The 20,291-nt window shown below is 66.0% G+C and carries 21 protein-coding genes; 12 read left to right on the top strand and 9 right to left on the bottom strand.

The features are described 5' to 3' along the window. Positions 1–24 precede the first annotated feature (24 nt). The 10 genes from V5G24_RS09215 (at position 25) to V5G24_RS09170 (ending at position 10,234) form a co-directional block, all read left to right on the top strand. Positions 25–918: an amidohydrolase family protein gene (locus tag V5G24_RS09215; RefSeq protein ID WP_394085492.1), complete on the top strand. Its 894-nt coding sequence runs from the start codon at positions 25–27 to the stop codon at positions 916–918. A 43-nt stretch (positions 919–961) separates the two neighbouring features. Next, positions 962–1,810, top strand: a complete 849-nt coding sequence (locus V5G24_RS09210; protein ID WP_509292305.1) for an NAD(P)-binding domain-containing protein — start codon at positions 962–964, stop codon at positions 1,808–1,810. Positions 1,811–1,839: 29 nt separating this feature from the next. Further along, entirely contained in the window at positions 1,840–2,775 is a 936-nt protein-coding gene (locus V5G24_RS09205) for an NAD(P)-dependent oxidoreductase (protein WP_394085494.1), read from the top strand. A 52-nt stretch (positions 2,776–2,827) separates the two neighbouring features. Further along, on the top strand, positions 2,828–4,132 hold the full coding sequence (gene hisD, locus V5G24_RS09200; protein ID WP_394085495.1) for a histidinol dehydrogenase: 1,305 nt from the start codon (positions 2,828–2,830) through the stop codon (positions 4,130–4,132). A gap of 9 nt (positions 4,133–4,141) precedes the next feature. Continuing rightward, positions 4,142–4,924, top strand: coding sequence for an SDR family NAD(P)-dependent oxidoreductase (locus V5G24_RS09195; protein ID WP_394085497.1), 783 nt, complete (start codon positions 4,142–4,144; stop codon positions 4,922–4,924). Positions 4,925–4,954: 30 nt separating this feature from the next. Then, complete coding sequence (locus V5G24_RS09190; RefSeq protein WP_394085498.1) at positions 4,955–5,701, top strand: SDR family NAD(P)-dependent oxidoreductase; 747 nt, start codon at positions 4,955–4,957, stop codon at positions 5,699–5,701. 80 nt (positions 5,702–5,781) lie between these two features. Further along, positions 5,782–6,831: an ABC transporter ATP-binding protein gene (locus tag V5G24_RS09185; RefSeq protein ID WP_394085499.1), complete on the top strand. Its 1,050-nt coding sequence runs from the start codon at positions 5,782–5,784 to the stop codon at positions 6,829–6,831. Positions 6,832–6,897: 66 nt separating this feature from the next. Then, entirely contained in the window at positions 6,898–8,250 is a 1,353-nt protein-coding gene (locus tag V5G24_RS09180) for an ABC transporter substrate-binding protein (RefSeq protein ID WP_394085500.1), read from the top strand. Positions 8,251–8,411: 161 nt separating this feature from the next. Then, entirely contained in the window at positions 8,412–9,305 is an 894-nt protein-coding gene (locus V5G24_RS09175; RefSeq protein WP_394085600.1) for a carbohydrate ABC transporter permease, read from the top strand. A gap of 20 nt (positions 9,306–9,325) precedes the next feature. Beyond that, the gene (locus V5G24_RS09170) at positions 9,326–10,234 is read left to right on the top strand and encodes a carbohydrate ABC transporter permease (RefSeq protein ID WP_394085501.1); all 909 of its coding nucleotides are present in this window, start codon (positions 9,326–9,328) and stop codon (positions 10,232–10,234) included. Positions 10,235–10,324: 90 nt separating this feature from the next. Here the strand turns inward: V5G24_RS09170 and V5G24_RS09165 are convergent, their stop codons facing one another. The 7 genes from V5G24_RS09165 to V5G24_RS09135 all read right to left on the bottom strand — a co-directional run bounded on the left by V5G24_RS09165 (position 10,325) and on the right by V5G24_RS09135 (position 16,348). Continuing rightward, entirely contained in the window at positions 10,325–11,221 is an 897-nt protein-coding gene (locus tag V5G24_RS09165) for an alpha/beta hydrolase (protein ID WP_394085502.1), read from the bottom strand. 7 nt (positions 11,222–11,228) lie between these two features. Next, entirely contained in the window at positions 11,229–12,221 is a 993-nt protein-coding gene (locus V5G24_RS09160; RefSeq protein ID WP_394085503.1) for an ABC transporter substrate-binding protein, read from the bottom strand. A gap of 79 nt (positions 12,222–12,300) precedes the next feature. Continuing rightward, a complete protein-coding gene (locus tag V5G24_RS09155) occupies positions 12,301–13,125 on the bottom strand; it encodes an ABC transporter permease (RefSeq protein WP_394085504.1) in 825 nt (274 codons plus the stop codon). A 38-nt stretch (positions 13,126–13,163) separates the two neighbouring features. Beyond that, complete coding sequence (locus V5G24_RS09150) at positions 13,164–13,934, bottom strand: ABC transporter ATP-binding protein (RefSeq protein WP_394085505.1); 771 nt, start codon at positions 13,932–13,934, stop codon at positions 13,164–13,166. Positions 13,935–13,947: 13 nt separating this feature from the next. Then, a complete protein-coding gene (locus V5G24_RS09145; RefSeq protein ID WP_394085506.1) occupies positions 13,948–14,733 on the bottom strand; it encodes an SDR family NAD(P)-dependent oxidoreductase in 786 nt (261 codons plus the stop codon). Between the two features lie 9 nt (positions 14,734–14,742). Then, a complete protein-coding gene (locus tag V5G24_RS09140; RefSeq protein ID WP_394085507.1) occupies positions 14,743–15,549 on the bottom strand; it encodes an SDR family NAD(P)-dependent oxidoreductase in 807 nt (268 codons plus the stop codon). A gap of 4 nt (positions 15,550–15,553) precedes the next feature. Further along, positions 15,554–16,348, bottom strand: a complete 795-nt coding sequence (locus V5G24_RS09135; RefSeq protein ID WP_394085509.1) for an SDR family NAD(P)-dependent oxidoreductase — start codon at positions 16,346–16,348, stop codon at positions 15,554–15,556. 514 nt (positions 16,349–16,862) lie between these two features. On the opposite strand from V5G24_RS09135, the gene V5G24_RS09130 reads away from it, so the two are divergent. After that, positions 16,863–17,552 carry a GntR family transcriptional regulator gene (locus V5G24_RS09130; protein ID WP_394085510.1) on the top strand — a complete coding sequence of 230 codons (690 nt, stop codon included), beginning with the start codon at positions 16,863–16,865 and terminating at the stop codon, positions 17,550–17,552. 387 nt (positions 17,553–17,939) lie between these two features. On the opposite strand, the gene V5G24_RS09125 is transcribed toward V5G24_RS09130, so the two are convergent. Together V5G24_RS09125 and V5G24_RS09120 are read right to left on the bottom strand one after the other, a co-directional pair. Then, positions 17,940–18,776 carry an alpha/beta fold hydrolase gene (locus V5G24_RS09125; RefSeq protein ID WP_394085511.1) on the bottom strand — a complete coding sequence of 279 codons (837 nt, stop codon included), beginning with the start codon at positions 18,774–18,776 and terminating at the stop codon, positions 17,940–17,942. 219 nt (positions 18,777–18,995) lie between these two features. Then, positions 18,996–19,649 carry a hydrolase gene (locus tag V5G24_RS09120; protein WP_394085512.1) on the bottom strand — a complete coding sequence of 218 codons (654 nt, stop codon included), beginning with the start codon at positions 19,647–19,649 and terminating at the stop codon, positions 18,996–18,998. On the opposite strand from V5G24_RS09120, the gene V5G24_RS09115 reads away from it, so the two are divergent. Next, positions 19,637–20,113 carry a winged helix-turn-helix transcriptional regulator gene (locus V5G24_RS09115; protein ID WP_394085513.1) on the top strand — a complete coding sequence of 159 codons (477 nt, stop codon included), beginning with the start codon at positions 19,637–19,639 and terminating at the stop codon, positions 20,111–20,113. The genes V5G24_RS09120 and V5G24_RS09115 overlap by 13 nt on opposite strands. Positions 20,114–20,291 lie beyond the last annotated feature (178 nt).

Raw genomic sequence — 20,291 nt, 5'->3', positions numbered from 1 at the left:
CGAAGAATAAGGGAGGTTGTTGTCGTGGTGTCTTTCCCGATGGTAGACGCGCATGTCCATTTCTGGGATCCGACCACCCAGAATTACCCCTGGCTGTGCGAAAAGCCGCTGATTCCGTTCCGTTATGGCGATTACTCCGCCATTTGCCGCAAATATTATCCCGAAGACTATAAGAAGGACGCCAAGGACCACCAGGTGGTGAAGACCGTCTATATCGAGGCGGAATGGGACCCCACCGACCCCATCGGCGAGATGGAATTCATCGCCGAGATGCGCAAGCAGACCGGTTGGCCGAACGTCGCCGTCGGACAGGCCTGGATGGACCAGCCCAATGTCGCCGAAGTGCTGGAGCGCCTCGCGGCCTTCCCGTTCGTGCGCGGCGTGCGCCACAAGCCCCAAGGCAGCAAGACCCCCGGCACCTCGGTGCAGAGCACCATGATGGACAAGGTGTGGCGCAAGGGCTTCGCGCAGCTGAAGCCGAACGGCCTGCGGTTCGATCTTCAGACCCATTGGTGGCACCTGGACGATGCCGCGGACCTCGCCCGCGCATTTCCCGACACGCAAATCATCCTGCTGCATTCCGGCCTGCCGGCGGACCGCAGCGAAAACGGCATCGCCGGCTGGAAGGCCGCCATGCGCGCCTTCGCCAAATGTCCGAACGCGGCGGTGAAGATCTCAGGCATCGGGCTGCCGGGCATTCCTTGGACGGTGGACAATAACCGCGACATCGTTCTCTCGATCATCGACTTTTTCGGCGTGGACCGCTGCATGTTCGGCAGCAATTTCCCCGTCGATAGCGTCTGCGGCGATCTCGATACGATCTTCAGCGGCTACAAGACCATCACCTCCGGCCTGACACTGGAAGAGCGTACCAAGCTGTTCCACGACAATGCGATCCGCTTCTATGCCATCGACTAGGCTCACATTCGCCTATATCGGCGTTGGCCTGATGGGAGGCCCCATGGCCGCGCGTCTCGTGGCGCGCGGGCACGAGGTGCATGCCTACGACGTCAGCGCGGACCGGCTGGCCGTGGCCGTGGCTGCGGGCGCCCGGCCCGCGCTCGATCCCGCCGATGCCGTGGCGGGCGCGAATGCGTTGCTGCTTAATTTGCCGACCCCGGCTGCGGTCGAGCAGGCGGTGTTCGGCCCGGACGGCGTCGCGCAGGTCATGCGCCCGCCGCAGGTGCTGGTGGATTTCTCCACCATCGAGGTGGAGCGCTGCCGCGCCTTCGCCACGCGCCTTGCCGCGCAGACCGGCTGCGCCTGGATCGATGCGCCCGTCTCCGGCGGCCCGCCCGCCTCGGCGGAGGGAAAGCTCGCCGTGATGGCGGGTGGCCCGGCGGCGGAGATCGAGCGTCTCGCGCCGCTGTTCGCGGATATTTCCTCCGCCTTCACCCATGTCGGGCCCACCGGCGCCGGGCTGACCGCGAAGATGGTCAGCCAATTGATGGTGTCGTGCCTCTATGTGGTGCTGGCCGAGGGCGCCAAGCTCGCCGAGCAGGCAGGCATTGATGTGGCAAGCATCCCGGCCTGCGTCAGCGGCGGCCATGCGGATGGGGAATTGCTGCGCCAGATCTTTCCGCGCTTTGCCGAACGGGATTTCCGCCCGCGTGCCTATACCCGCCAGCTGGTCAAGGACATGCACATGGTGAAGGAACTGGCGGACACCGCCGGCGCGCCGACCCCCATGATGGACGAAGCCCTGCGGCTCTACGACCGTTATGTCGCCCTCGGCGGCAGCGAACGCGACACCTCGGCCATTCTCGAACTCTACGACCACGATGCGCAGCCGCGCCACGCTCCGGCGTGACGGCAGGCCTGGCATAAGGAAAACCAGCGATGTCTTCCAGCACTTCGAACCTTCCGCAGACCTACGGCTTCGTCGGCCTCGGCGCCATGGGCGCGGCCATGGTGGAGCGCGCGCGCGGCAAGGGCCTCGCCGTCCATGTCTATGATCTCGACCAGGGCGCCGTAGACCGCGCCGTCGCGCTCGGCGCAACGGCCGCCACCAGCCCGCGCGCCGTGGCGGACGTTGCCGAGATCGTGTTCTCGTCCCTGCCCACCCCGGCCATCGTGGAGCATGTGGCGCTGGGCGAGAACGGCCTCTGCGAGGGCAGCGCGCTGCGCCATTACGTGGATATGTCCACCATCGGCCCGACCATGATCCGCCATGTGGCGGAGGTGCTCGGCAAGCGCGGCATCGCTACCCTCGACGCGCCGGTGAGCGGCGGTCCCATCGGCGTCGTCAACGGCACGCTGGCGGTGATGACCGCCGGCCCGAAGGAGACGGTGGAGAAGGCCCGGCCGTTCTTCGACAGCTTCGCCCGCGCGGTGGTGGAGATCAGCGCCGAGGTCGGCCAGGCGCAGACGGTCAAGCTCGCCAACAACATCCTGACCGCCACCAACATGATCGCGGTGGGCGAGGCAATGGCGTTCGCGGAGAAGGGCGGTATCGACCCCGCGCTGCTGTTCCAGGTGATCAATGCCGGCTCCGGCCGCTCCTGGGTTTCGGAAGTCGCCTATCCCAATTTCGTCGTTCCGCGCACCTACAATCAGAATTTCCGCACCGAGCTCATGCACAAGGACGTGGTGCTGTGCCTGGAAGAGGCGGACCGCGCCGGCGTGCCCATGTGGCTCGGCTCCTCAGTGCGGCAGATGTGGCAGTTCTTCATGAGCCAGGGCATGGGCAAGGACGATTGCTCGCGCATTTCCATGGTGATCGAGGACTGGGCCGGCGTCGAGCCGACGCCCCCCAAGACGCGCGATGCGGCCTGAGCCGCAGCCTCTTCACACACCAACAGGCCACCCGAGGTGGCGGGAGCAGACCATGCGGATACTCAAGGAAGGGCGCCAGAGCGCCGACAAGGCCGCCGACCAGGCCAAGGTGCGCGCCGTGGTGGAAGGGATTCTCGCCGACATCGAGGCGCGCGGCGACGAAGCGGTGCGCGAGCTTTCGGTGAAGTTCGACGGCTGGGACCGCGCGGATTATCGCCTCACCGACCGTGAGATCCGCGACTGCCTGAGCGAGCTCTCGGCGCGCGATATCGAGGACATCAAGTTCGCCCAGGAACAGGTGCGCAATTTCGCCCAGCACCAGCGCGCCGCGCTCCAGGACATCGAAGTCGAGACCCTGCCGGGCGTGGTGCTCGGCCATAAGAACATTCCTGTGAATTCGGTTGGCTGCTATGTGCCGGGCGGCAAATATCCGCTGCTGGCCTCGGCCCACATGTCGGTGGTCACGGCGAAGGTGGCGGGCGTGCCCAATATCGTCACTTGCGCCCCGCCGTTCCACGGCAAGCCGGCCCCGGCCATCGTCGCGGCCCAGCATCTCGCCGGCGCGGACGTGATCTATTGCTTCGGCGGCGTGCAGGCGGTCGGCGCCATGGCCATCGGCACCCAGACCATTTCGCCGGTGGACATGCTGGTGGGCCCCGGCAACGCCTTCGTGGCGGAGGCCAAGCGCCAGCTGTTCGGCCGCGTGGGCATCGATTTGTTCGCCGGCCCCACCGAGACCCTCGTGATCGCCGACGAGAGCGTGGACGCGGAAATGTGCGCCACCGACCTGCTCGGCCAGGCCGAGCACGGACCCAACTCCCCCGCCATCCTCCTCACCAATTCGGAGAAGCTGGCGCGCGAGACCATGGCCGAGGTAGAGCGCCTGCTGACCATCCTGCCGACCGGCGAGATCGCCGCCAAGTCCTGGGCCGATTATGGCGCGGTGATCGTGTGCGACGATTATGAGGAAATGGTCCGCGAGGCCGACCGCATCGCCTCCGAGCACGTGCAGGTGATGACCCGCGACCCGGATTATTTCCTGAACAACATGCGCAATTACGGCGCCCTCTTCCTCGGCCCGCGCACCAATGTGGCGTTCGGCGACAAGGTGATCGGCACCAACCACACCCTGCCGACGCTGGGCGCGGCCCGCTACACCGGCGGCCTGTGGGTGGGCAAGTTCATCAAGACCGTCACCTACCAGCGCGTCACCACCGACGCCGCCTCGGCGATGATCGGCGAATATTGCTCGCGCCTGTGCATGCTGGAGGGCTTCGCCGGCCACGCCGAGCAGGCCAATATCCGCGTGCGCCGTTATGGCGGGCGCAACATCCCCTATGCCACGGCAGCGGAATAGGGGGCGGGCATGAACACGACCGATCACCACACGGGGGGATACGTCCCCGCCTTCGACCTCACCGGCAAGCGCGCGCTGATCTCCGGCGCAGGACGCGGCATCGGCCTCGCCTCGGCCCGCACACTCGCGGCCATGGGGGCCCATGTCACCCTCGCCGCCCGCTCGGCGGGCGAGATCAGCGCGGCGGCGGACGAGATCATCCGCGACGGCGGATCGGCCGATACGCTGACCCTGGACGTGAGCGCGGTGGAGACCATCCCCGCCGCGCTGGAGGGACGCGCGCCCTACGACATCCTGGTGAACAACGCCGGCACCAACCGCACCAAGCCGTTCCTGGACGTGCCGGTGGAGGATTTCGACCTCATCATGGGGCTGAACGTGCGCGCCGCCTATTTCGTGGCGCAGGCGGTGGCGCGGGGCATGGTGACGGCGGGCCGCGGCGGCTCGATCATCAACATGTCCTCGCAGATGGGCCATGTGGGCGCGGCGACGCGCACCGTCTATTGCGCCTCGAAATGGGCCATGGAGGGCATGACCAAGGCCATGGCGGTCGACCTCGCGCCCTATGGCATCCGCGTCAACACCTTGTGCCCGACCTTCATCGAGACGCCGCTGGCCGGCACCTTCCTCAGCAATCCCGCATTCCGCGACGACGTGCTGAAAAAGATCAAGCTCGGCCGCATCGGCAAAGTGGAAGACCTGATCGGCGCGGTGGTGTTCCTCGCCTCCGACGCCTCCTCTCTGATGACCGGCTCGTCCCTCGTGATCGACGGCGGCTGGACCGCCGACTGACGGCGCCGCCACCCAAATGGAGTGTGTTTCATGCTGCTCGAAGGCAAGATCGCGATCATAACGGGGGCGGCCTCCGAACGCGGGATCGGCCGCGCCACGGCCAAGCGGTTCGCCGATGAAGGCGCCAAGGTGGTGATCGTCGATCTCGACGCCATCGCCACTGAGGCCGCCGCGGCCGGCATCGGCGCGGCGCATCGCGGCTTTGCCTGCGACGTCGCCGACCCGGACCAGTGCCACGCGCTGATCGCCGCCGTGCTGGCGGAATACGGGCGGATCGACGTGGTGGTGAATGCCGCCGGCGTCAGCCAGAGCGACCGCCTGATGGAGATCACGCAGGCGAAGTTCGACCTCGTGATCGACGTGAGCCTGCGCGGCACGCTCAACATGAGTCAGGCGGCGGTGCCGCACATGCGCGAACGCGGCGGCAGCATCGTGTGCTTCGGCTCCATCGCCGCCCAGCGCGGCGGCGGGCTGTTCGGCGGGCCGCATTATGCCGCCGCCAAAGGCGGGGTGCACAGCCTGACGAAGTCCCTGGCGCGCGAACTCGGCGGGGACCGCATCCGCGTCAATGCCGTCTCGCCCGGCACCATCGATACCGACATCTTCCAGGGCAAGATGAGCGCCGAGCGCAAGGCGCAGATCGCCGCCGATATCCCGCTCGGCCGCCTCGGCACCGCCGATGACGTTGCCTGCGTCTGCCTGTTCCTGGCGTCCGATCTCGCCCGCTTCGTCACCGGCTCCATCCTCGACGTCAACGGCGGGCAATTCATCCATTGACGCGACCGGCCGGCGCACGCGCCGCCGGCCCAACAGAACATCCGCGCCAACGCGGTTCGCACCAACAGGGAGATGAAGACATGGCCTCAGTCGAAGTTCGTGACGTCAAGAAGCGGTTCGGCGCCGCCGCGATCATCGACGGCGTGTCGATCGACATCACCGACGGCGAATTCGTCGTGCTGGTCGGCCCGTCGGGCTGCGGGAAATCCACCCTGCTGCGCATGATCGCGGGGCTGGAGAGCATTTCCGGCGGCGAGATCCGCATCGCCGAGCGGGTGGTGAACGAGGTGCCGCCCAAGCAGCGCGACATCGCCATGGTGTTCCAGAATTATGCCCTCTACCCGCACATGACGGTGCGCGCCAACATGGGCTTCTCGCTCGATCTGCAGCGGGCGCCCAAGGCCAAGGTGGCGGAACGGGTGGACCACGCCGCCCAGATCCTCGGCCTCGGCGCCCTGCTGGACCGGTTTCCGCGCCAACTCTCCGGCGGGCAGCGCCAGCGCGTCGCCATGGGGCGGGCGATCGTGCGCGATCCGCAGCTGTTCCTGTTCGACGAGCCGCTCTCCAACCTCGATGCCAAGCTGCGCGTGACCATGCGCGCCGAGATCAAGGAGCTGCACCAGAAGCTCGGCACCACCATGATCTACGTCACCCACGACCAGATCGAAGCCATGACCATGGCCGACAAGATCGTGGTGATGCGCGACGGCCAGGTGGAGCAGATCGGCGCCCCGCTGGAGCTCTACGACACCCCGGCGAACCAGTTCGTCGCCGGCTTCATCGGCTCGCCGGCCATGAATTTCCTCAACGGCACGATCACGCCGTCCGGCTTCGCGCTGGGCCAGGGCATCGTGCTGCCGCTCCAGACGCGCGCGGCGAAGGCGGGGCCCGCGGTGTACGGCGTGCGGCCGGAACATCTGCGCCTCGATCCCGCAGGCGTGCCGGTGGAAGTGGTGGTGGTCGAGCCCACCGGCGCGGAGACCCATGTGGTCGCGCGCATCGCCGGGCAGGACATCAATTGCGTGCTGCGCGAGCGGCTCGCGATCGCGCCGGGCGACCGGCTCACGGTGGCGCCGGACGCCGGCGTCGAGCACCTGTTCGATGCGGATACCGGCACGCGCCTGAACTAGCTGCGCATCCAAAAGCTCAAAAACAAAGGATCTCGCTTCCGAAGATCCTGGTGGGAGGAAAGCCTGATGACACTGGACCGTCGAACATTCCTGACCGGGGCCGCCGGCGTCGGCCTGGCCGCGAGCACCGATCTTCTCTCGTTCGCAAAGGCCTGGGCCGCCACCAATTCCTGGAAGCCCGAAGCCGGATCCGAGCTGCGGATCACCCGCTGGCGCCGCTATCTGGAGGCCGAGGACAAGGCCTTCATGGCGATCACCGAGGCCTTCACCAAGGCCACCGGCACCAAGATCACGGTCGTCTCCGAGAATTGGGACGACATCCAGCCCAAGGCCTCCGTGGCGGTGAACGTGGGCAGCGGCCCGGACATGTTCTGGGGCCTGTTCTCGCTGCCCCATCTGTTCCCGGACCATGCGGTGGATGTCACCGACGTCGCCGACTATCTCGGCGGCAAGTACGGCGGCTGGATCGGGGCATCGCCGACCTTCGGCCGCAACGGCGACAAATGGATCTGCATTCCGGTCGCGGTGAACGGCAATTACATCAATTATCGCATCTCGGCGATGAAGAAGGCCGGGTTCTCGCAATTCCCGACCACCAATGCCGCCTTCCTCGAACTGTGCAAGGCGCTGAAGGCGAACAACACCCCCGCCGGCATGCCGCTCGGCCGCGCCACCGCCGATGCCAATGCCTGGCTGCATTGGGCGCTGTGGAGCCACAACGCCTCGCTGGTGGACGAAAAGGGCAAGGTCATCATCGACGCGCCGGAAACCGCCGATGCGCTGCGCTATGTGAAGGCGCTCTACGAAACCTTCCTGCCCGGCACCGCCTCCTGGCTCGATCCCACCAACAATGCGGCGTTCGCCGCCGGCGAATGCTATCTCACCAACAACGGCTGCTCGATCTACCAGAACGCGCTGGCGCAATCGAAAGTGCCGGAAGGCGCGGACGCCGGCGCCAAGGATCAGGCGGCGAAGATGGCGGCGCTCGCCGCCGACATGGACCATGCGGTCTATCCCATCGGGGTGGCCGGCAAGCCGACCGAACTGCAGCTCGCCTTCCCGCTGGTGGCGTTCAAATACACCAAGTATCCGCAGGCCTGTAAGGCGTTCATGGCGTTCCTGATGGAAGCCAACCAGATGAACCCGTGGCTGGAAAGCTCGCGCGGCTACCTGACCCAGACGCTCAATGCCTACGATTCCAACCCGGTGTGGACCTCCGATCCGAAGATCAAGATCTTCCGCGAGGCCACCGCCCGCAGCCTCTGGCCCGGCTTCCGCGGCGCGCTCGACCGGCGCGCGGCGGCAGCGCTGGCCGACTTCATCCTCGTCGACATGTTCGCGTCGGTCTGTACCGGACGCTCGAACGAGAAGGAAGCCATGGCGAACGCGGCGCGTTCTGCCCAGCGCATCTATCGCTGAGCCAGGACGCCTTTCGCTGGCCGCCCGACGCTCCACGCGCCGGGCGGCCCCGATGCCCGCGGACCGCGCAAAGAGCCAGGATGAGCCTCATCATGAACGCCCAAGACGCCATCGCGAACGTGGCAACCACGCCGGAAACGCCCGTCCGCCGCTCGCGGTGGATGGCGCTGAGCGGAAATCGAAACTTCCAGGCCCTCTGGTTCATGCTGCCGGCGGTGGCGTTTCTGATCCTGTTCCTGGCCTACCCCCTGGCCTATGGCGTGTGGCTGAGCTTCACCGACACGCGCATGGGAAGCCCGGGCGAATTCATCGGCCTCGGCAATTATATCTGGCTGATGGACGACCCGGTTTTCATCATCGCGGTGATGAACACTTTGATTTTCACGGCCGGGGCGAGCATCTTCAAGTTCGTCATCGGCTTCTACCTTGCGATCCTGCTGAACAAGCGGCTGCCCTTCAAGGCGCTGATCCGCGCGGTGGTGCTGCTGCCCTGGATCGTGCCGACCGCGCTCTCGGCCATCGCCTTCTGGTGGATCCTCGACAGCCAGTTCTCGGTCATCTCCTGGTCGCTGAAATCGCTCGGGCTGATCGAGCACAACATCAACTTCCTCGGCGATCGCGATCTGGCGCGCGCGTCCGTGATCTTCGCCAATGTGTGGCGCGGCATTCCGTTCATCGCCATCACCCTGTTGGCCGGGCTGCAAACCGTGCCGGTCTCGCTCTATGAGGCTGCGACCATCGACGGCGCCTCGAGCTGGCAGATGTTCCGCCGCATCACCTATCCCATGCTCACGCCCATCATCGCCGTGGTCATGACCTTCTCGGTGCTGTTCACCTTCACCGAATTCCAGCTGATCTGGGTGCTGACGCGCGGCGGCCCGGCAAACGCGACCGACCTGATGGCGACGCTCTCCTATCAGCGCGCGATCCTCGGCGGCCAGCTCGGCGAGGGATCGGCCATCGCGGTCGCGATGATCCCGTTCCTGCTCGGCGCCATCATGATCTCCTGGTTCGGCCTGCAGCGGCAGAAATGGCAGCAGGGGAACGACCAATGACCCATCCCACGGAGGCTACCATGGCCGACACATCGGCGGCCCGGCTCGGGCGCAAGATCAAGTCCGCTCCCGAGGGCGAGGGCATGGACTATCTGGAGACCCTGCCGAAGCGGGTGGTCTATCTCTATGTCCCGCTCACCATCATCCTGTTCGTGCTGCTGTTTCCGTTCTACTGGATGACGCTGACCTCGTTCAAATCGACGGCGGAACTCACCGATTTCAACACCTTCAACCCGTTCTGGGTGTGGCAGCCGACGCTGCAGCATCTCAAGGACCTGCTGTTCGGCTCGCATTATCCGCGCTGGCTGCTCAACACCATGATGGTCTCGGTGACCGCCACCGCGCTGTCGCTGGCCGCCTCGGTTCTGGCGGCCTATGCCATCACCCGGATCCGGTTCCGGGGCGCGCGCTTCGTCGGCGTGATGATCTTCTTCGCCTATCTCGTGCCGCCCTCGGTGCTGTTCATTCCGCTTGCGGTGGTGGTCTCAACCTATGGCCTGTTTGACAGCCCGCTGGCGCTGATCCTGACCTATCCGACCATCTTGATCCCCTTCTCCACCTGGCTGCTGATCGGCTATTTCAAGACCATTCCCTACGAGCTGGAAGAGTGCGCCCTGATGGACGGCGCCTCGCGGCTGCAGATCCTGCTGAAGATCATCCTGCCGCTGGCGGTGCCGGGGCTGATCTCGGCCGGCATCTTCTGCTTCACCTTGTGCTGGAACGAATTCATCTATGCCTTGGTGTTCATCCAGTCGGAAGCGAACAAAACCGTGCCCATCGCCATCGTCACCGTATTCACCGACGGCGACAATTACCGTTGGGGCGCGCTGATGTCCGGGGCGCTGGTGGGCTCGCTGCCGATCTGCATTCTCTATTCCTTCTTCGTGAACCATTATGTCTCCTCGCTCGCCGGCGCCGTGAAGGAGTGAGTGCCGGCCGGTGAAGCGACGACAAGAAAAAAGCCGGGGCGCTCGCGCGCTCCGGCTTTTTCATTTGAAAGGGGGTTAGCCCCGGCCCGCTCAGGCCGTGCCGGCGGTGAGGAATTCGTCCACCGCGTTCCAGAGCAGATGCCGCTTGATGCCCAGCGGGCTCACATGGGCGATGCCGGGCAGGCTGGCGAAGCGCTTATCGCCGCTCGGAAGCTGGCGGAAGAATTCCAGCAGGTCCTCGATTGTGGCGATTCCGTCGTGCTCGCCGCGCACGATCAGGGTCGGCGCGGCGATCTTGAGCGGATCCACCAAAGGCAGATTGGTGGTCATGTCGAGATAGGTGCCGGTCGGCACGCTGTCTCCCAGCGCCATCTGCGCTTCGGCACAGGCGGCGATGACGGCCGGATGGGTGGTGCCCGGCAGGTCGCGGGTGAAGATGCTCTCGATATAGGCATAGCTGATGGGCCGGCGGTTGCTGGCCCGGAACGAAGCGATGCCTTCCTTGCGCTTCGCGAGCGTGGGCGAGCCCTCCCCGGTCCACACGAAGGCATCGAGCACCAGGCGCTGCACCACGTCCGGCGCATTCTGCGCGAACAGCGCCGCCCGCAGGGCGCCGGAGGACATGCCGTAGACATAGGCATGGGGCGAGCCCGTCGCCTGCGCAATCACTTCATGCGCGGCGGCAAGATCTTGTGCGCCCGTGGCGACATCCGAATTGCCGTCGGTGATCGTGGAGCGGCCGTAGCCCTCATGGTCGAGCGTCCACACGTCCCAGCCGCGCCGGGCCAGCCAATCCATGAAGGAATAATCGCTCTGGCCCGGCACCTGGAGGTCGAACGAAGGGATGCCTGAGGTGGAGGAGCCGTGCACGAGGATGATCGGCGGGCGGCCGTCCTGTGCGGGTTGCGCCAGACGCTTGCGCCACAGGAACAGGGACACCGGGCCCTTTCGGGCCCAGTGCTCCTCGCTTTGGATTTCGCACGTCATTGCAGCCTCAGTTCTTAGGCAGGAAATCGTTCGTGAACGTGTTTTCGTAGACGATCGGCGTGGTGCCGGACGGCTGAAGGAAGTCGAACACCTTCTTCGCGCCGGAAAGGCTCATGCGGCCGTCCGTGCTCCAGATCTGGCGGACGATCTCATAGGCCTTGTCATTGGTGGCAGACGACATGTCGGGGAATTCCGTGGCCATGATCGCCTTGCCGCGCACCGGGTCGAGCAGGATCTTCTGCGCCTCGGCGAACACCGCCACCACCTTGCGCACCGTCTCCGGCCGCTCGCGCAGCATGTCGGGATGGGTGGCCAGCGTCATGAACACCAGGTCGCGGAACTCGGGGATCTCGCCGTTCATCAGATTGATGAAGATCTTGCCCAGCCCCTCCTGTTCGACCACGGCGCCCGCCGGCTCGAACGGAATGCCGGCATCGACCAGCTTGCCGCGGAACGCGCCCACATAGGAGGCGGCGTCCGTGCCGAGATAGACCAGCTCCACATCGCCCGGCAGCGCGAGGCCGTAGCGCTTCGCCAGCACGCCGAGCATCTTCTCGCCCGACCCGCCGGCGGAAGGCGCGCCCACCTTCTTGCCCTTCAGCGCCCGCACCTTCTGTTCGATGGTGGCGTTGGGATAGGCATCGAATAAAGCATTGGTGGCGATGAGATTGTTCAGCGGCCGCGTGGTGACGTTGAACACCGAGACGATGTTCTTGCCCTGCGCCGCCGCGGTGAGCACATGCTCATAGCTCAGCACGCCGAAATCGGCGCTGCGTCCAAGCACCGCCTGGAACACCAGCGCGCCGCCCTTGATGAAGGTGACGTCCGCTTTCAGCCCGTGCTTTTCGAACAGGCCCTCGCGCATGGCCACATAAAGCGGGCCGGCATAATAGCCGTGGCCGATATTGGCGATGCGCACGGTTTCCTGCGCGCGCGCCGCGCCTTGCCACAGAAAGCTGGCGCATAGCGCGGCCAACGCAAGTTTCAGGTGCTGTTTCATCTGTTCCTCCCAATGCGCCGGCCCCTTCTTTTTGCGGAGCTCGGCTTCTTCTTCTCTTCTTCCGGCTGAGCGGCGCAATTCAGCGGCTGATGACTTTCCAGCCGTCGAGCCGCGCCTGCACCGTGCCGACGATTTCGTTGAATATGACCGCGAGGGCAGCGATCGCCAGCAGCGCCGCGAACACCCCGGCGGTGTCGAAATCGCTGCCGGCGCGCTGCACCAGATAGCCGAGGCCCCGGTTGGCCGCGATCATCTCGCCGATGATGGTGCCGATCAGCGCGAACGGGACCGCCGTCTTCAGCCCGACGAAGATCCATGCGAGCGAGGACGGCAGGATCACCTTCATCAGGATCTGCCGCTTGGAGGCGCGCATCAGCCGTGCGCCGTCGATCAGGTCCTGATCCACCTCGCGCACGCCGGCATAGGTGTTCACGAACACCAGGAACACCACCAGGATGGCGGCCAGCGCCACCTTGGATTCGATGCCGAGGCCGAACCACAGGATGAACAGCGGCGCGAGCGCCACCTTGGGCACGGCGTTGAACGCCCAGATATAGGGGTTCAGCAGGCGGCTGAGAAACGGCGACAGGCCGAGCCATACGCCGCCGGCGACACCGGCCACCGCGCCGATGACGAAGCCGAGCACGGTCGCATACACCGTCGCCCAGATGTGAATGAAGATCGAGCCGTTCAGCGTCCAGGTCCACAGCCGGGAGGCGATGGAAATGGGGTTGCTGATGAGGAAATTATCCACCAGCCGGCCGGAGACGAGCTGCCAGACGACCAGCAGGGCGACCCCAAGCAGGACCTGAAACATCATCATCCGGCTGGCGCCCATGTCGGCCAGCCGATGAGGGGCGTCGGTGACGGGCGGCACGTCGCGGCCGGAGCGGGGAGTTTGCATGAGGCTGGTCTCCGGTTCTGCCGCCGCCTTCGCCGGGCTCATAGGCGCACCTCGTCATATTGGATGCGCAGGCGGTCCCACAGGGCATTGTGGATGCGGTGGAAGGGCTCCGTGAAGCGCACTTCGTGAACGTCGCGCGGGCGCGGCAGGTCGATAGCCTGGTCCAGCACGATGCTGGCAGGCCGGCGCGTGAACACCACCACCCGGTCGGCCAGCGTGATCGCCTCCACGAGGTCGTGAGTGACGAACAGGATGGTCTGCTGCTGCTCCTCCCACAGGCGCATCAGCAGCGCGTGCATGGCGATGCGCAATTGCGCGTCGAGCGCCGCGAACGGCTCGTCCAGCAGCAGCGCGTTCGGCTTGTAGATCAGCATGCGCGCGAGGCAGACCCGCTTGCGCATGCCGCCGGACAATTCGTGGGAATATTTCTGCTCGAAGCCCGAGAGGCCCACGAGGTCGATCAGCTTTGCGGCGGCGGCATAGCGTTCCGCCTGCGGCACCCCGGCGACCTCGAGGGGAAAGGAGACATTGTCCAGCACCGTGCGCCAGGGCAGCAGATTGTCCTTCTGCGTCATGTAGCCGACGTTGGTATTGACGTCGGTGACGCGCGCGCCGTCGTAGAACACCTGTCCCTCGCTCGGCGCATACAGGCCGGCGATCATGTTCAGCAGGGTGGATTTCCCGCAGCCGGACGGGCCGATGAGCGCGACGATGGATCGTGGTGCGATCGACAGGTTCACGTCCTGCACGGCATGAAGCGCACTCTCCTTCTTCCTGAACGTCTTGCTGATGTGCTGAAGCTCGATCATGCCTGTTTCCCGTTCAGAAGATCATGCGTTGCTGGCCGCCGTCGACGTCGATATTGGCGCCGGTCACGAAGCCGGCGCGTGCCGAGGCCAGGAAGGCCACGGCGTCGGCGACATGCTCGGGCGTGCACCAGCGCCCGAGCGGCGGGGCCGTGCCCCAGCCGCTCTCCTGCTGGCCGAGGCCACGCCCGAGATAGGGCTCGGTGCCGATCCCCGTGCCCGCCGCGCCGGGCGCCGCGGTGCCGACACACACCGCATTGACGGTGATGCCCAGGGGTCCGAAATGGTCGGACACCGATTTTACGAAAGCGTGCTGCGCGGCGCCAAGTACCGCAGCCGCCAGAAAGTCGCGGCTCGGGATCTTGCCCGCCGCATTGATCAGCAGGACGATGCGCCCGCCCCCGTCCTGCGGCATATGGGCGGCTCCTGCCTGCACGAAAGCCCAGAGCGCGACCAGCCCGTCCCGCAGATAAGCCGCGAGGCGCTCCGCCGTCACCGTGTCGAGCGTCCCTTCCAGCGGCTCGCACACATCCGCCACCAGAATGTCCGGCGCGCCGAAGGTGACGACGGCGGCCCGCACCATCTGGGGCATGCCCACCACCGGATCGCCCCCCGGCATGGGGATCGCCCGCGCCTCCCCATGCGCTCCGAGCGCCGCAAGCGTGGCCCAGAGCGTGCGCGCATCCTGTCCGCCGATGGCGACGCGCGCCCCCTCCTGGAGGAGCCGCACGGCCACCGCCGATCCGAACAGGGAGCACCCGTTCGACACGATGGCGGTTTTTCCGGACAAGCTCAGATCCATGGCGCCCGCCTATCCGAAAACATGGCGGTGATAGCCGCCGTCGATCGACACCGAGCTGCCGCTGACATGGTCCGCCCGATCCGACACCAGGAAGGCGACAAGGTCCGCCACCTCCTCCGCCGTGCCGAGCCGGCCGAGCACATTGGCACGGGTGAAGCCGGAAGCCGCGCTCGCGTAGTCGAGGTTGCGGTCGGCCATTTCCTTGGCGATGACGCCCGCGAGAATATCGGTCTCGATATATTGCGGGCACACCGTGTTGATGCGGATGTTCTCCCGCGCCAGCGCATCCGCCAGCGCCTTGGACATGGCCTGCGCCGCCGCGTTGGCGATGCCGGATGGCAGCCGGTCAGGATGGGGATGGCGCGTCGCCTGGCCGATGATGTTCACGACCCGCCCATCGCCCCGTGCCCGCATGCCCGGCAGCACCGCCCGGATCATGCCGAGGAAACCAAACAGCTTGTCGTCGAGCTGGCCTTGGAGCTGCGCGTCGGTCATATCGTCGATGGTGGCGCGCACATGCGTGCCCGCATTGTTGACGAGAATATCGACCGGCCCGAGCTGTTCCAGCGTCGCTGCCACCAGCCGGTCGCGGTCGGCGGGCACCGAAGTGTCCGCCACCACCGGGAGGACGGTTGCCCCCGTCCCGCCTCCGCCCGAAGCGTGCAGCCGTTCGGCCGCCGCTTCGAGCCGGGAGATATCGCGTCCGCAGATCGCCACGCGCGCGCCCTCCGCGAGCAGGCGCGCGGCGATGGCGAAGCCGATCCCGCGCGATGCCCCGGTGACGATCGCCGTGCGGTCTGTCAGCGCGAGATCCATGGGCTCACCAAAGACCCTTGAGACGGCCGCCGTCCGTGTTCAGCGAGACACCGGTGATGTAGCTGGCGCGCTCCGAGCACAGGAAGGCAATGGCATTCGCCAGTTCCTCGGGCCGGCCGAAGCGGCCAAGCGCGTTCTTCTTGGCGGCGAGCTGGCGCGCCTCTTCCGTCGACTGGACGCCGAGGTCCTTTTTCAGGCCCTCCTCGTTGCGCCGCCAGAGATCGGTCGCCACCCAGCCGGGGCAGATGGCGTTGACCAGCACATTGTCCGGCCCGAATTCGGTAGAGAGCGACTTGGTCATGTTAAGCAGGGCGCTGTTGGTGATGGCCGAGCCGAACATGTAGGGGTCCGGCTCCTTGCCCGCGCCGCCGATCAGGCTGACGATGCGGCCCCACTTCTTCTCCCGCATGATGGGTGCCACCGCGCGGATCGCCCGCATCCAGCCGAACAGCTTGGTGTTGAGCTGGTTTTGCAGGCCCTCGTCGGTCATCTCCTCGAACCGGCCGGAATACATCTCGCCGGCGCAGTTCACGAGGATATCGACGGTGCCATAAGCGGCGAGCGTCTCCTTCACGAGGTTTTCGACATCGGCCTGCTGGCGCGAATCCGCCTGGGTCGCGCGGATCTCGCCGCCGGTCTTCTGGGCGAGTTCAGCGGCGGTCGCCGCCGCCTGATCGCCATGACGCGAGGAGATCATGACCTTGACCCCCGCTTCCAGGAATTCGCGCGCCGCCTCGCGGCCGATGCCCCGGCTACCGCCGCTCACGATGGCCACCCGCCCTTTGATCCCAAGATCCATGTGTGTCGTCCTTTGAGGTGAAGAATCCAGCGGCCCATGGCCGCGAATTTCATCCGGCGCCGCGAAGCGCGCCGGAATGATCGGGGCATGCGCCCTCGGCCCCGAACCAGCCGGGCCGGAAACAAGCGCATGAAGGCATTGGCACCGCCGTCAGCCATCGCCGCCCAGGGGGAGGCGACCTGCGGAACACATGCGGTTCAGGAAAGGCTCTGCCTGCGCGCGAGGGCGCGTCGGCTGCTCAAGCCGGCACAGGCGCGCAACGCCTCAGATGGGGTGTGGAACCATGGGGCACCTCGATGGCCTTCGCGGGACGTGGCCCTGCGAGACGTGTCTTCGCCGGACGTGTCTTCGCTGGACTGCCCTTGCGGGCGGCGGCGTTTCTCTCCGGAGCTGCTGGCCCCACCCGGCTTTATGTTTGATTTAGTTTCAGCCAGGATTGTAGGATAATCTTGTTGGATAGATATCCTGTCAAGGCCTCTTGTGCTAATCCGGTCGAAGCGGTGAGAGGGTGGCGATGGAGCTGAATGGAGAGGGGCTGGATGCCCGGCACGGCCAGACCGTGGAACATACGGTCCAGCGGCTGCGCGACGCGATCTTCGCCGGCCGCCTCGTTCCCGGCCAGCGATTGATCGCCGGCGACCTGACAGCGGAGATCGGCATCAGCCGCGGCACGGTGCGCGAGGCGTTCCGGCGCTTGGAGGCCGACGGCCTGCTGGAGATCATCCCCAATCGCGGCGCGGTGGTGCGGCGGCTTTCGCGCGATCAGGTGCGCGAGCTGTTTCAGATCCGCGAAAATCTGGAGAGCCTCGCCGCGCGCCTCGCCGCCGCGCATATTGGCACCGGCACCAACCGGGATTATTTCACCGGCATATGGAACACGGTGCGCCCGTCTGGCGAGATGCTGAAGACGCACCTCTTCATGGAGCACAATCGGCTGTTCCACCGCAGCATCGTCAAGATCAGCGGCAACACCATGCTGTCCGACCTTATCGAAACATTGCACCTGCCGGTGGTGATGTTCCAGGTGGGCCAAGTGATGCAGCCGGAAAACATGGAAAGCTCGCACCAGGACCATGTACGGGTGGCGCAAGCCATTCTCGACGGCGATGCCGACCGGGCCGAGCAGGAGATGCGCCTCCATCTCAAGCGCTCCGGCGAATGGGTGCTGCGCCTGCCGAGCTTCGCCTTCAAGGGCGACCGCTGATCCCGGTCTTTCCCGAACGCGGCGCCACCGCTCTGGCTCAGGGTTCCAGGGACAGCGGCCACGCGGCGCCGGGTTTCCGAGCGCCCAGCAGGAACAGCCAGGCGCGCCCCATAAGGCCCCTTCGTCGCGGGCCGGGACGGTGGAGGCCAATGCCTTGGCGTGGACGTACCCGTGCCGGGCCGGGTCGTACAAATGGAGAATGAACACCGGCGTGTTGGGCGGGCCGGGGGCGCGGGGATTTCATCTCCAGCACGGCATAGATGACGTCGACGAGCGCGCCGACGGCCCGCGAGATCCCATAGAGCTTCATCACCCCTTCCGGGGGTTTCATGCCGGCGCGTGGCCGGCGGGAACGCCCCGCCGGCCACCGGCATCAAGCCGCCCCGATCAAGCCTTGATGAAGGCGAGCAGATCGGGGTTGATCACCTCGGCATGGGTGGTGAGCATGCCGTGGGGATAGCCCTCATAAGTCTTGAGCGTGCCGTTCTTCAGCAGCTTTACGGACAGGAGCGCGGAATCGGCGATCGGGACGATCTGGTCGTCGGTGCCGTGCAGCACCAGGGTCGGGACGCTGATCGCCTTCAAATCCTCGGTCTGGTCGGTTTCCGAGAACGCCTTGATGCCCTCGTAATGGGCTTTGGCGCTGCCGATCATGCCCTGGCGCCACCAATTGTCGACGACCCCCTGGGACACCGTCGCGCCCGGCCGGTTGAAGCCGTAGAACGGGCCAGCGGGCACATCCACGAAGAATTGCGCCCGGTTGGCGGCCAGCGCCGCGCGGAAGCCGTCGAACACCTCGATCGGCAGGCCGCCGGGATTGCCGGCGGTCTTCAGCATGAGCGGCGGCACCGCGCTGACCAGCACCGCCTTGGCGACGCGGCCGGCCGGCTCGCCATGCTTGGCGACATAGCGGGCAACTTCGCCGCCGCCGGTGGAATGGCCGATATGGACCGCGTTTTTCAGGTCCAGATGCTCGACGACGGCGAAGGCGTCGGCGGCATAATGGTCCATGTCGTGGCCCTCGCTCACCTGGGCCGAGCGGCCGTGGCCGCGCCGGTCGTGGGCGACCACGCGGAAGCCCTGGTTGACGAAGAACAGCATCTGCGCGTCCCAATCGTCGGACGACAGGGGCCAGCCATGGTGGAACACGATCGGCTGGGCGTCCTTGGAACCCCAATCCTTGAAGAAGATTTCAACGCCGTCCTTGGTGGTGACGAAGCCCATGGTATCGGTCCTTTCGCGTGTGGACTGGGAACGGGGTGCGGCCGGCGCTTGCGCGGTGGCACGTGTGGCCGGCAGCACCGCGAGAACGGCGGCGCCGGCACCGAACAATAGAAGATCCCGGCGGCCGGGATTATCGGGTTCGCACTGTGAGTGTGCGGTCATCCTGTGACGGCCCCATGTCGCCACGCGCGCGCCGCGCGTCCTTGAGGGAGGCCCATTTCAATGCGCCTCGGAGGCACCGAACATGCTCTTGGCGTAGATGATGCCGAGGCCGTAGCCGCCGCCATGCACCTTCGCGATCCCGGTGGTGAGCTCGTACGTCTCCCCGCGCGCCCAGTCGCGCTGGAGCTCCAGCAGATATTGCAGCGCCGTCATGGGGCGCGCGCCGGCCTGGATCATGCGCTGCATGGCGCGCTCGTGCGCTTCGTCCGAAACATCGCCGCAGGCATCCGCGATCACATAGACCTCGAACCCCTGGTCGATGGCCGACAGCGCCGGCCCGACGATGCACACCGAGGTCCACAGCCCGGCGAGCACGATCCGCCCCTTGCCCGCGGCGGTCACGGCGGCGGTGATGTTCTTGTCTTCCCAGCTGTTCATGCTGGTGCGGTCGATCGGCGCTGCGGTGGGGAACGCAGCCTTGATCTCGTCGAACATGGGTCCGGAGAAGGTTTTCTCCGCCACCGTGGTCAGGATGGTGGAGACATTGAAACCCGCCGCCGCCGCTGCCACCATGGCGGCATTGTTGCGCAGCAGCACCGCATCTATGGACTTGGTGGCGAACGCCATCTGGGATTGATGGTCGATCAGGATCAAGGTGTGGTCATCGGGCGAAAGCAGTCCCTTGCCCGGAACGGGGGATGCTTGAAGCATGCGGCCACCTTTTGGTTGCATCGGAACTTGGCGATCCAAGTTCCGCCCCTATGCGCCACAAATCGGTTTGGAAAAAAAGTAGTAACCGGGAAGATACTATGGATGAGACCGTGCTTGGCAAGAGCGAAACACTTGATGCGCCAGGCGGCTGCCAGCTTGATCATCTGTTGAAATTCCTCGCGCAGGAATGGATGAGCCATATCGTCTGGGCCTTGGGGCGCAACACGACGATGCGGTTCGGCGCGCTGCGCCGCGCTTTGCCCGGGCCGATCTCCGCCCGCGTCCTCTCCGCCCGCCTCAAGGAGCTGGAAGCAAACGGATTCCTCGTCCGCAGGGATATCGGCGCCCTGCCCCTGCATGTGGAATACAGCCTCACCGACCACGGCCGCCGGCTCGACGCCCTGCTCAGCCAAAGCGAGGCCCCCGCCCAAGATCTGCATTTGATCCAGATCAAAAATTCGTGATGCGCACACCCGTGTCGCCGCCGCGCGGCCGGCAGCGGCCTGCGTGCGCGGCATCGGGGCCTGAAGATCGCCCACGCCCGTTTGCGTGCCCATTTCTGTGCCAGGGGCCCGCCCCAACGCGGATGATGCGCCAGGCGGGCGACAAAGCCTTCGCCGCCAGCGCGGTTCGGCACCCGGC

The organism is Roseixanthobacter finlandensis (genome assembly GCF_043195105.2).
GTDB lineage: Bacteria > Pseudomonadota > Alphaproteobacteria > Rhizobiales > Xanthobacteraceae > NCEH01.
This window is presented reverse-complemented; position numbering and strand designations above follow the sequence as displayed.

Excerpts from the sequence above, each read along its gene's own strand:
- V5G24_RS09210 (WP_509292305.1), top strand. The coding sequence starts at position 962 with ATGGCCGCGCGTCTCGTGGCGCGCGGGCACGAGGTGCATGCCTACGAC.
- V5G24_RS09205 (WP_394085494.1), top strand. The coding sequence starts at position 1,840 with ATGTCTTCCAGCACTTCGAACCTTCCGCAGACCTACGGCTTCGTCGGC.
- hisD (WP_394085495.1), top strand. The coding sequence starts at position 2,828 with ATGCGGATACTCAAGGAAGGGCGCCAGAGCGCCGACAAGGCCGCCGAC.
- V5G24_RS09195 (WP_394085497.1), top strand. The coding sequence starts at position 4,142 with ATGAACACGACCGATCACCACACGGGGGGATACGTCCCCGCCTTCGAC.
- V5G24_RS09190 (WP_394085498.1), top strand. The coding sequence starts at position 4,955 with ATGCTGCTCGAAGGCAAGATCGCGATCATAACGGGGGCGGCCTCCGAA.
- V5G24_RS09185 (WP_394085499.1), top strand. The coding sequence starts at position 5,782 with ATGGCCTCAGTCGAAGTTCGTGACGTCAAGAAGCGGTTCGGCGCCGCC.
- V5G24_RS09180 (WP_394085500.1), top strand. The coding sequence starts at position 6,898 with ATGACACTGGACCGTCGAACATTCCTGACCGGGGCCGCCGGCGTCGGC.
- V5G24_RS09175 (WP_394085600.1), top strand. The coding sequence starts at position 8,412 with ATGGCGCTGAGCGGAAATCGAAACTTCCAGGCCCTCTGGTTCATGCTG.
- V5G24_RS09170 (WP_394085501.1), top strand. The coding sequence starts at position 9,326 with ATGGCCGACACATCGGCGGCCCGGCTCGGGCGCAAGATCAAGTCCGCT.
- V5G24_RS09165 (WP_394085502.1), bottom strand. The coding sequence starts at position 11,221 with ATGACGTGCGAAATCCAAAGCGAGGAGCACTGGGCCCGAAAGGGCCCG.
- V5G24_RS09160 (WP_394085503.1), bottom strand. The coding sequence starts at position 12,221 with ATGAAACAGCACCTGAAACTTGCGTTGGCCGCGCTATGCGCCAGCTTT.
- V5G24_RS09155 (WP_394085504.1), bottom strand. The coding sequence starts at position 13,125 with ATGCAAACTCCCCGCTCCGGCCGCGACGTGCCGCCCGTCACCGACGCC.
- V5G24_RS09150 (WP_394085505.1), bottom strand. The coding sequence starts at position 13,934 with ATGATCGAGCTTCAGCACATCAGCAAGACGTTCAGGAAGAAGGAGAGT.
- V5G24_RS09145 (WP_394085506.1), bottom strand. The coding sequence starts at position 14,733 with ATGGATCTGAGCTTGTCCGGAAAAACCGCCATCGTGTCGAACGGGTGC.
- V5G24_RS09140 (WP_394085507.1), bottom strand. The coding sequence starts at position 15,549 with ATGGATCTCGCGCTGACAGACCGCACGGCGATCGTCACCGGGGCATCG.
- V5G24_RS09135 (WP_394085509.1), bottom strand. The coding sequence starts at position 16,348 with ATGGATCTTGGGATCAAAGGGCGGGTGGCCATCGTGAGCGGCGGTAGC.
- V5G24_RS09130 (WP_394085510.1), top strand. The coding sequence starts at position 16,863 with ATGGAGCTGAATGGAGAGGGGCTGGATGCCCGGCACGGCCAGACCGTG.
- V5G24_RS09125 (WP_394085511.1), bottom strand. The coding sequence starts at position 18,776 with ATGGGCTTCGTCACCACCAAGGACGGCGTTGAAATCTTCTTCAAGGAT.
- V5G24_RS09115 (WP_394085513.1), top strand. The coding sequence starts at position 19,637 with ATGCTTGAAGCATGCGGCCACCTTTTGGTTGCATCGGAACTTGGCGAT.
- V5G24_RS09120 (WP_394085512.1), bottom strand. The coding sequence starts at position 19,649 with ATGCTTCAAGCATCCCCCGTTCCGGGCAAGGGACTGCTTTCGCCCGAT.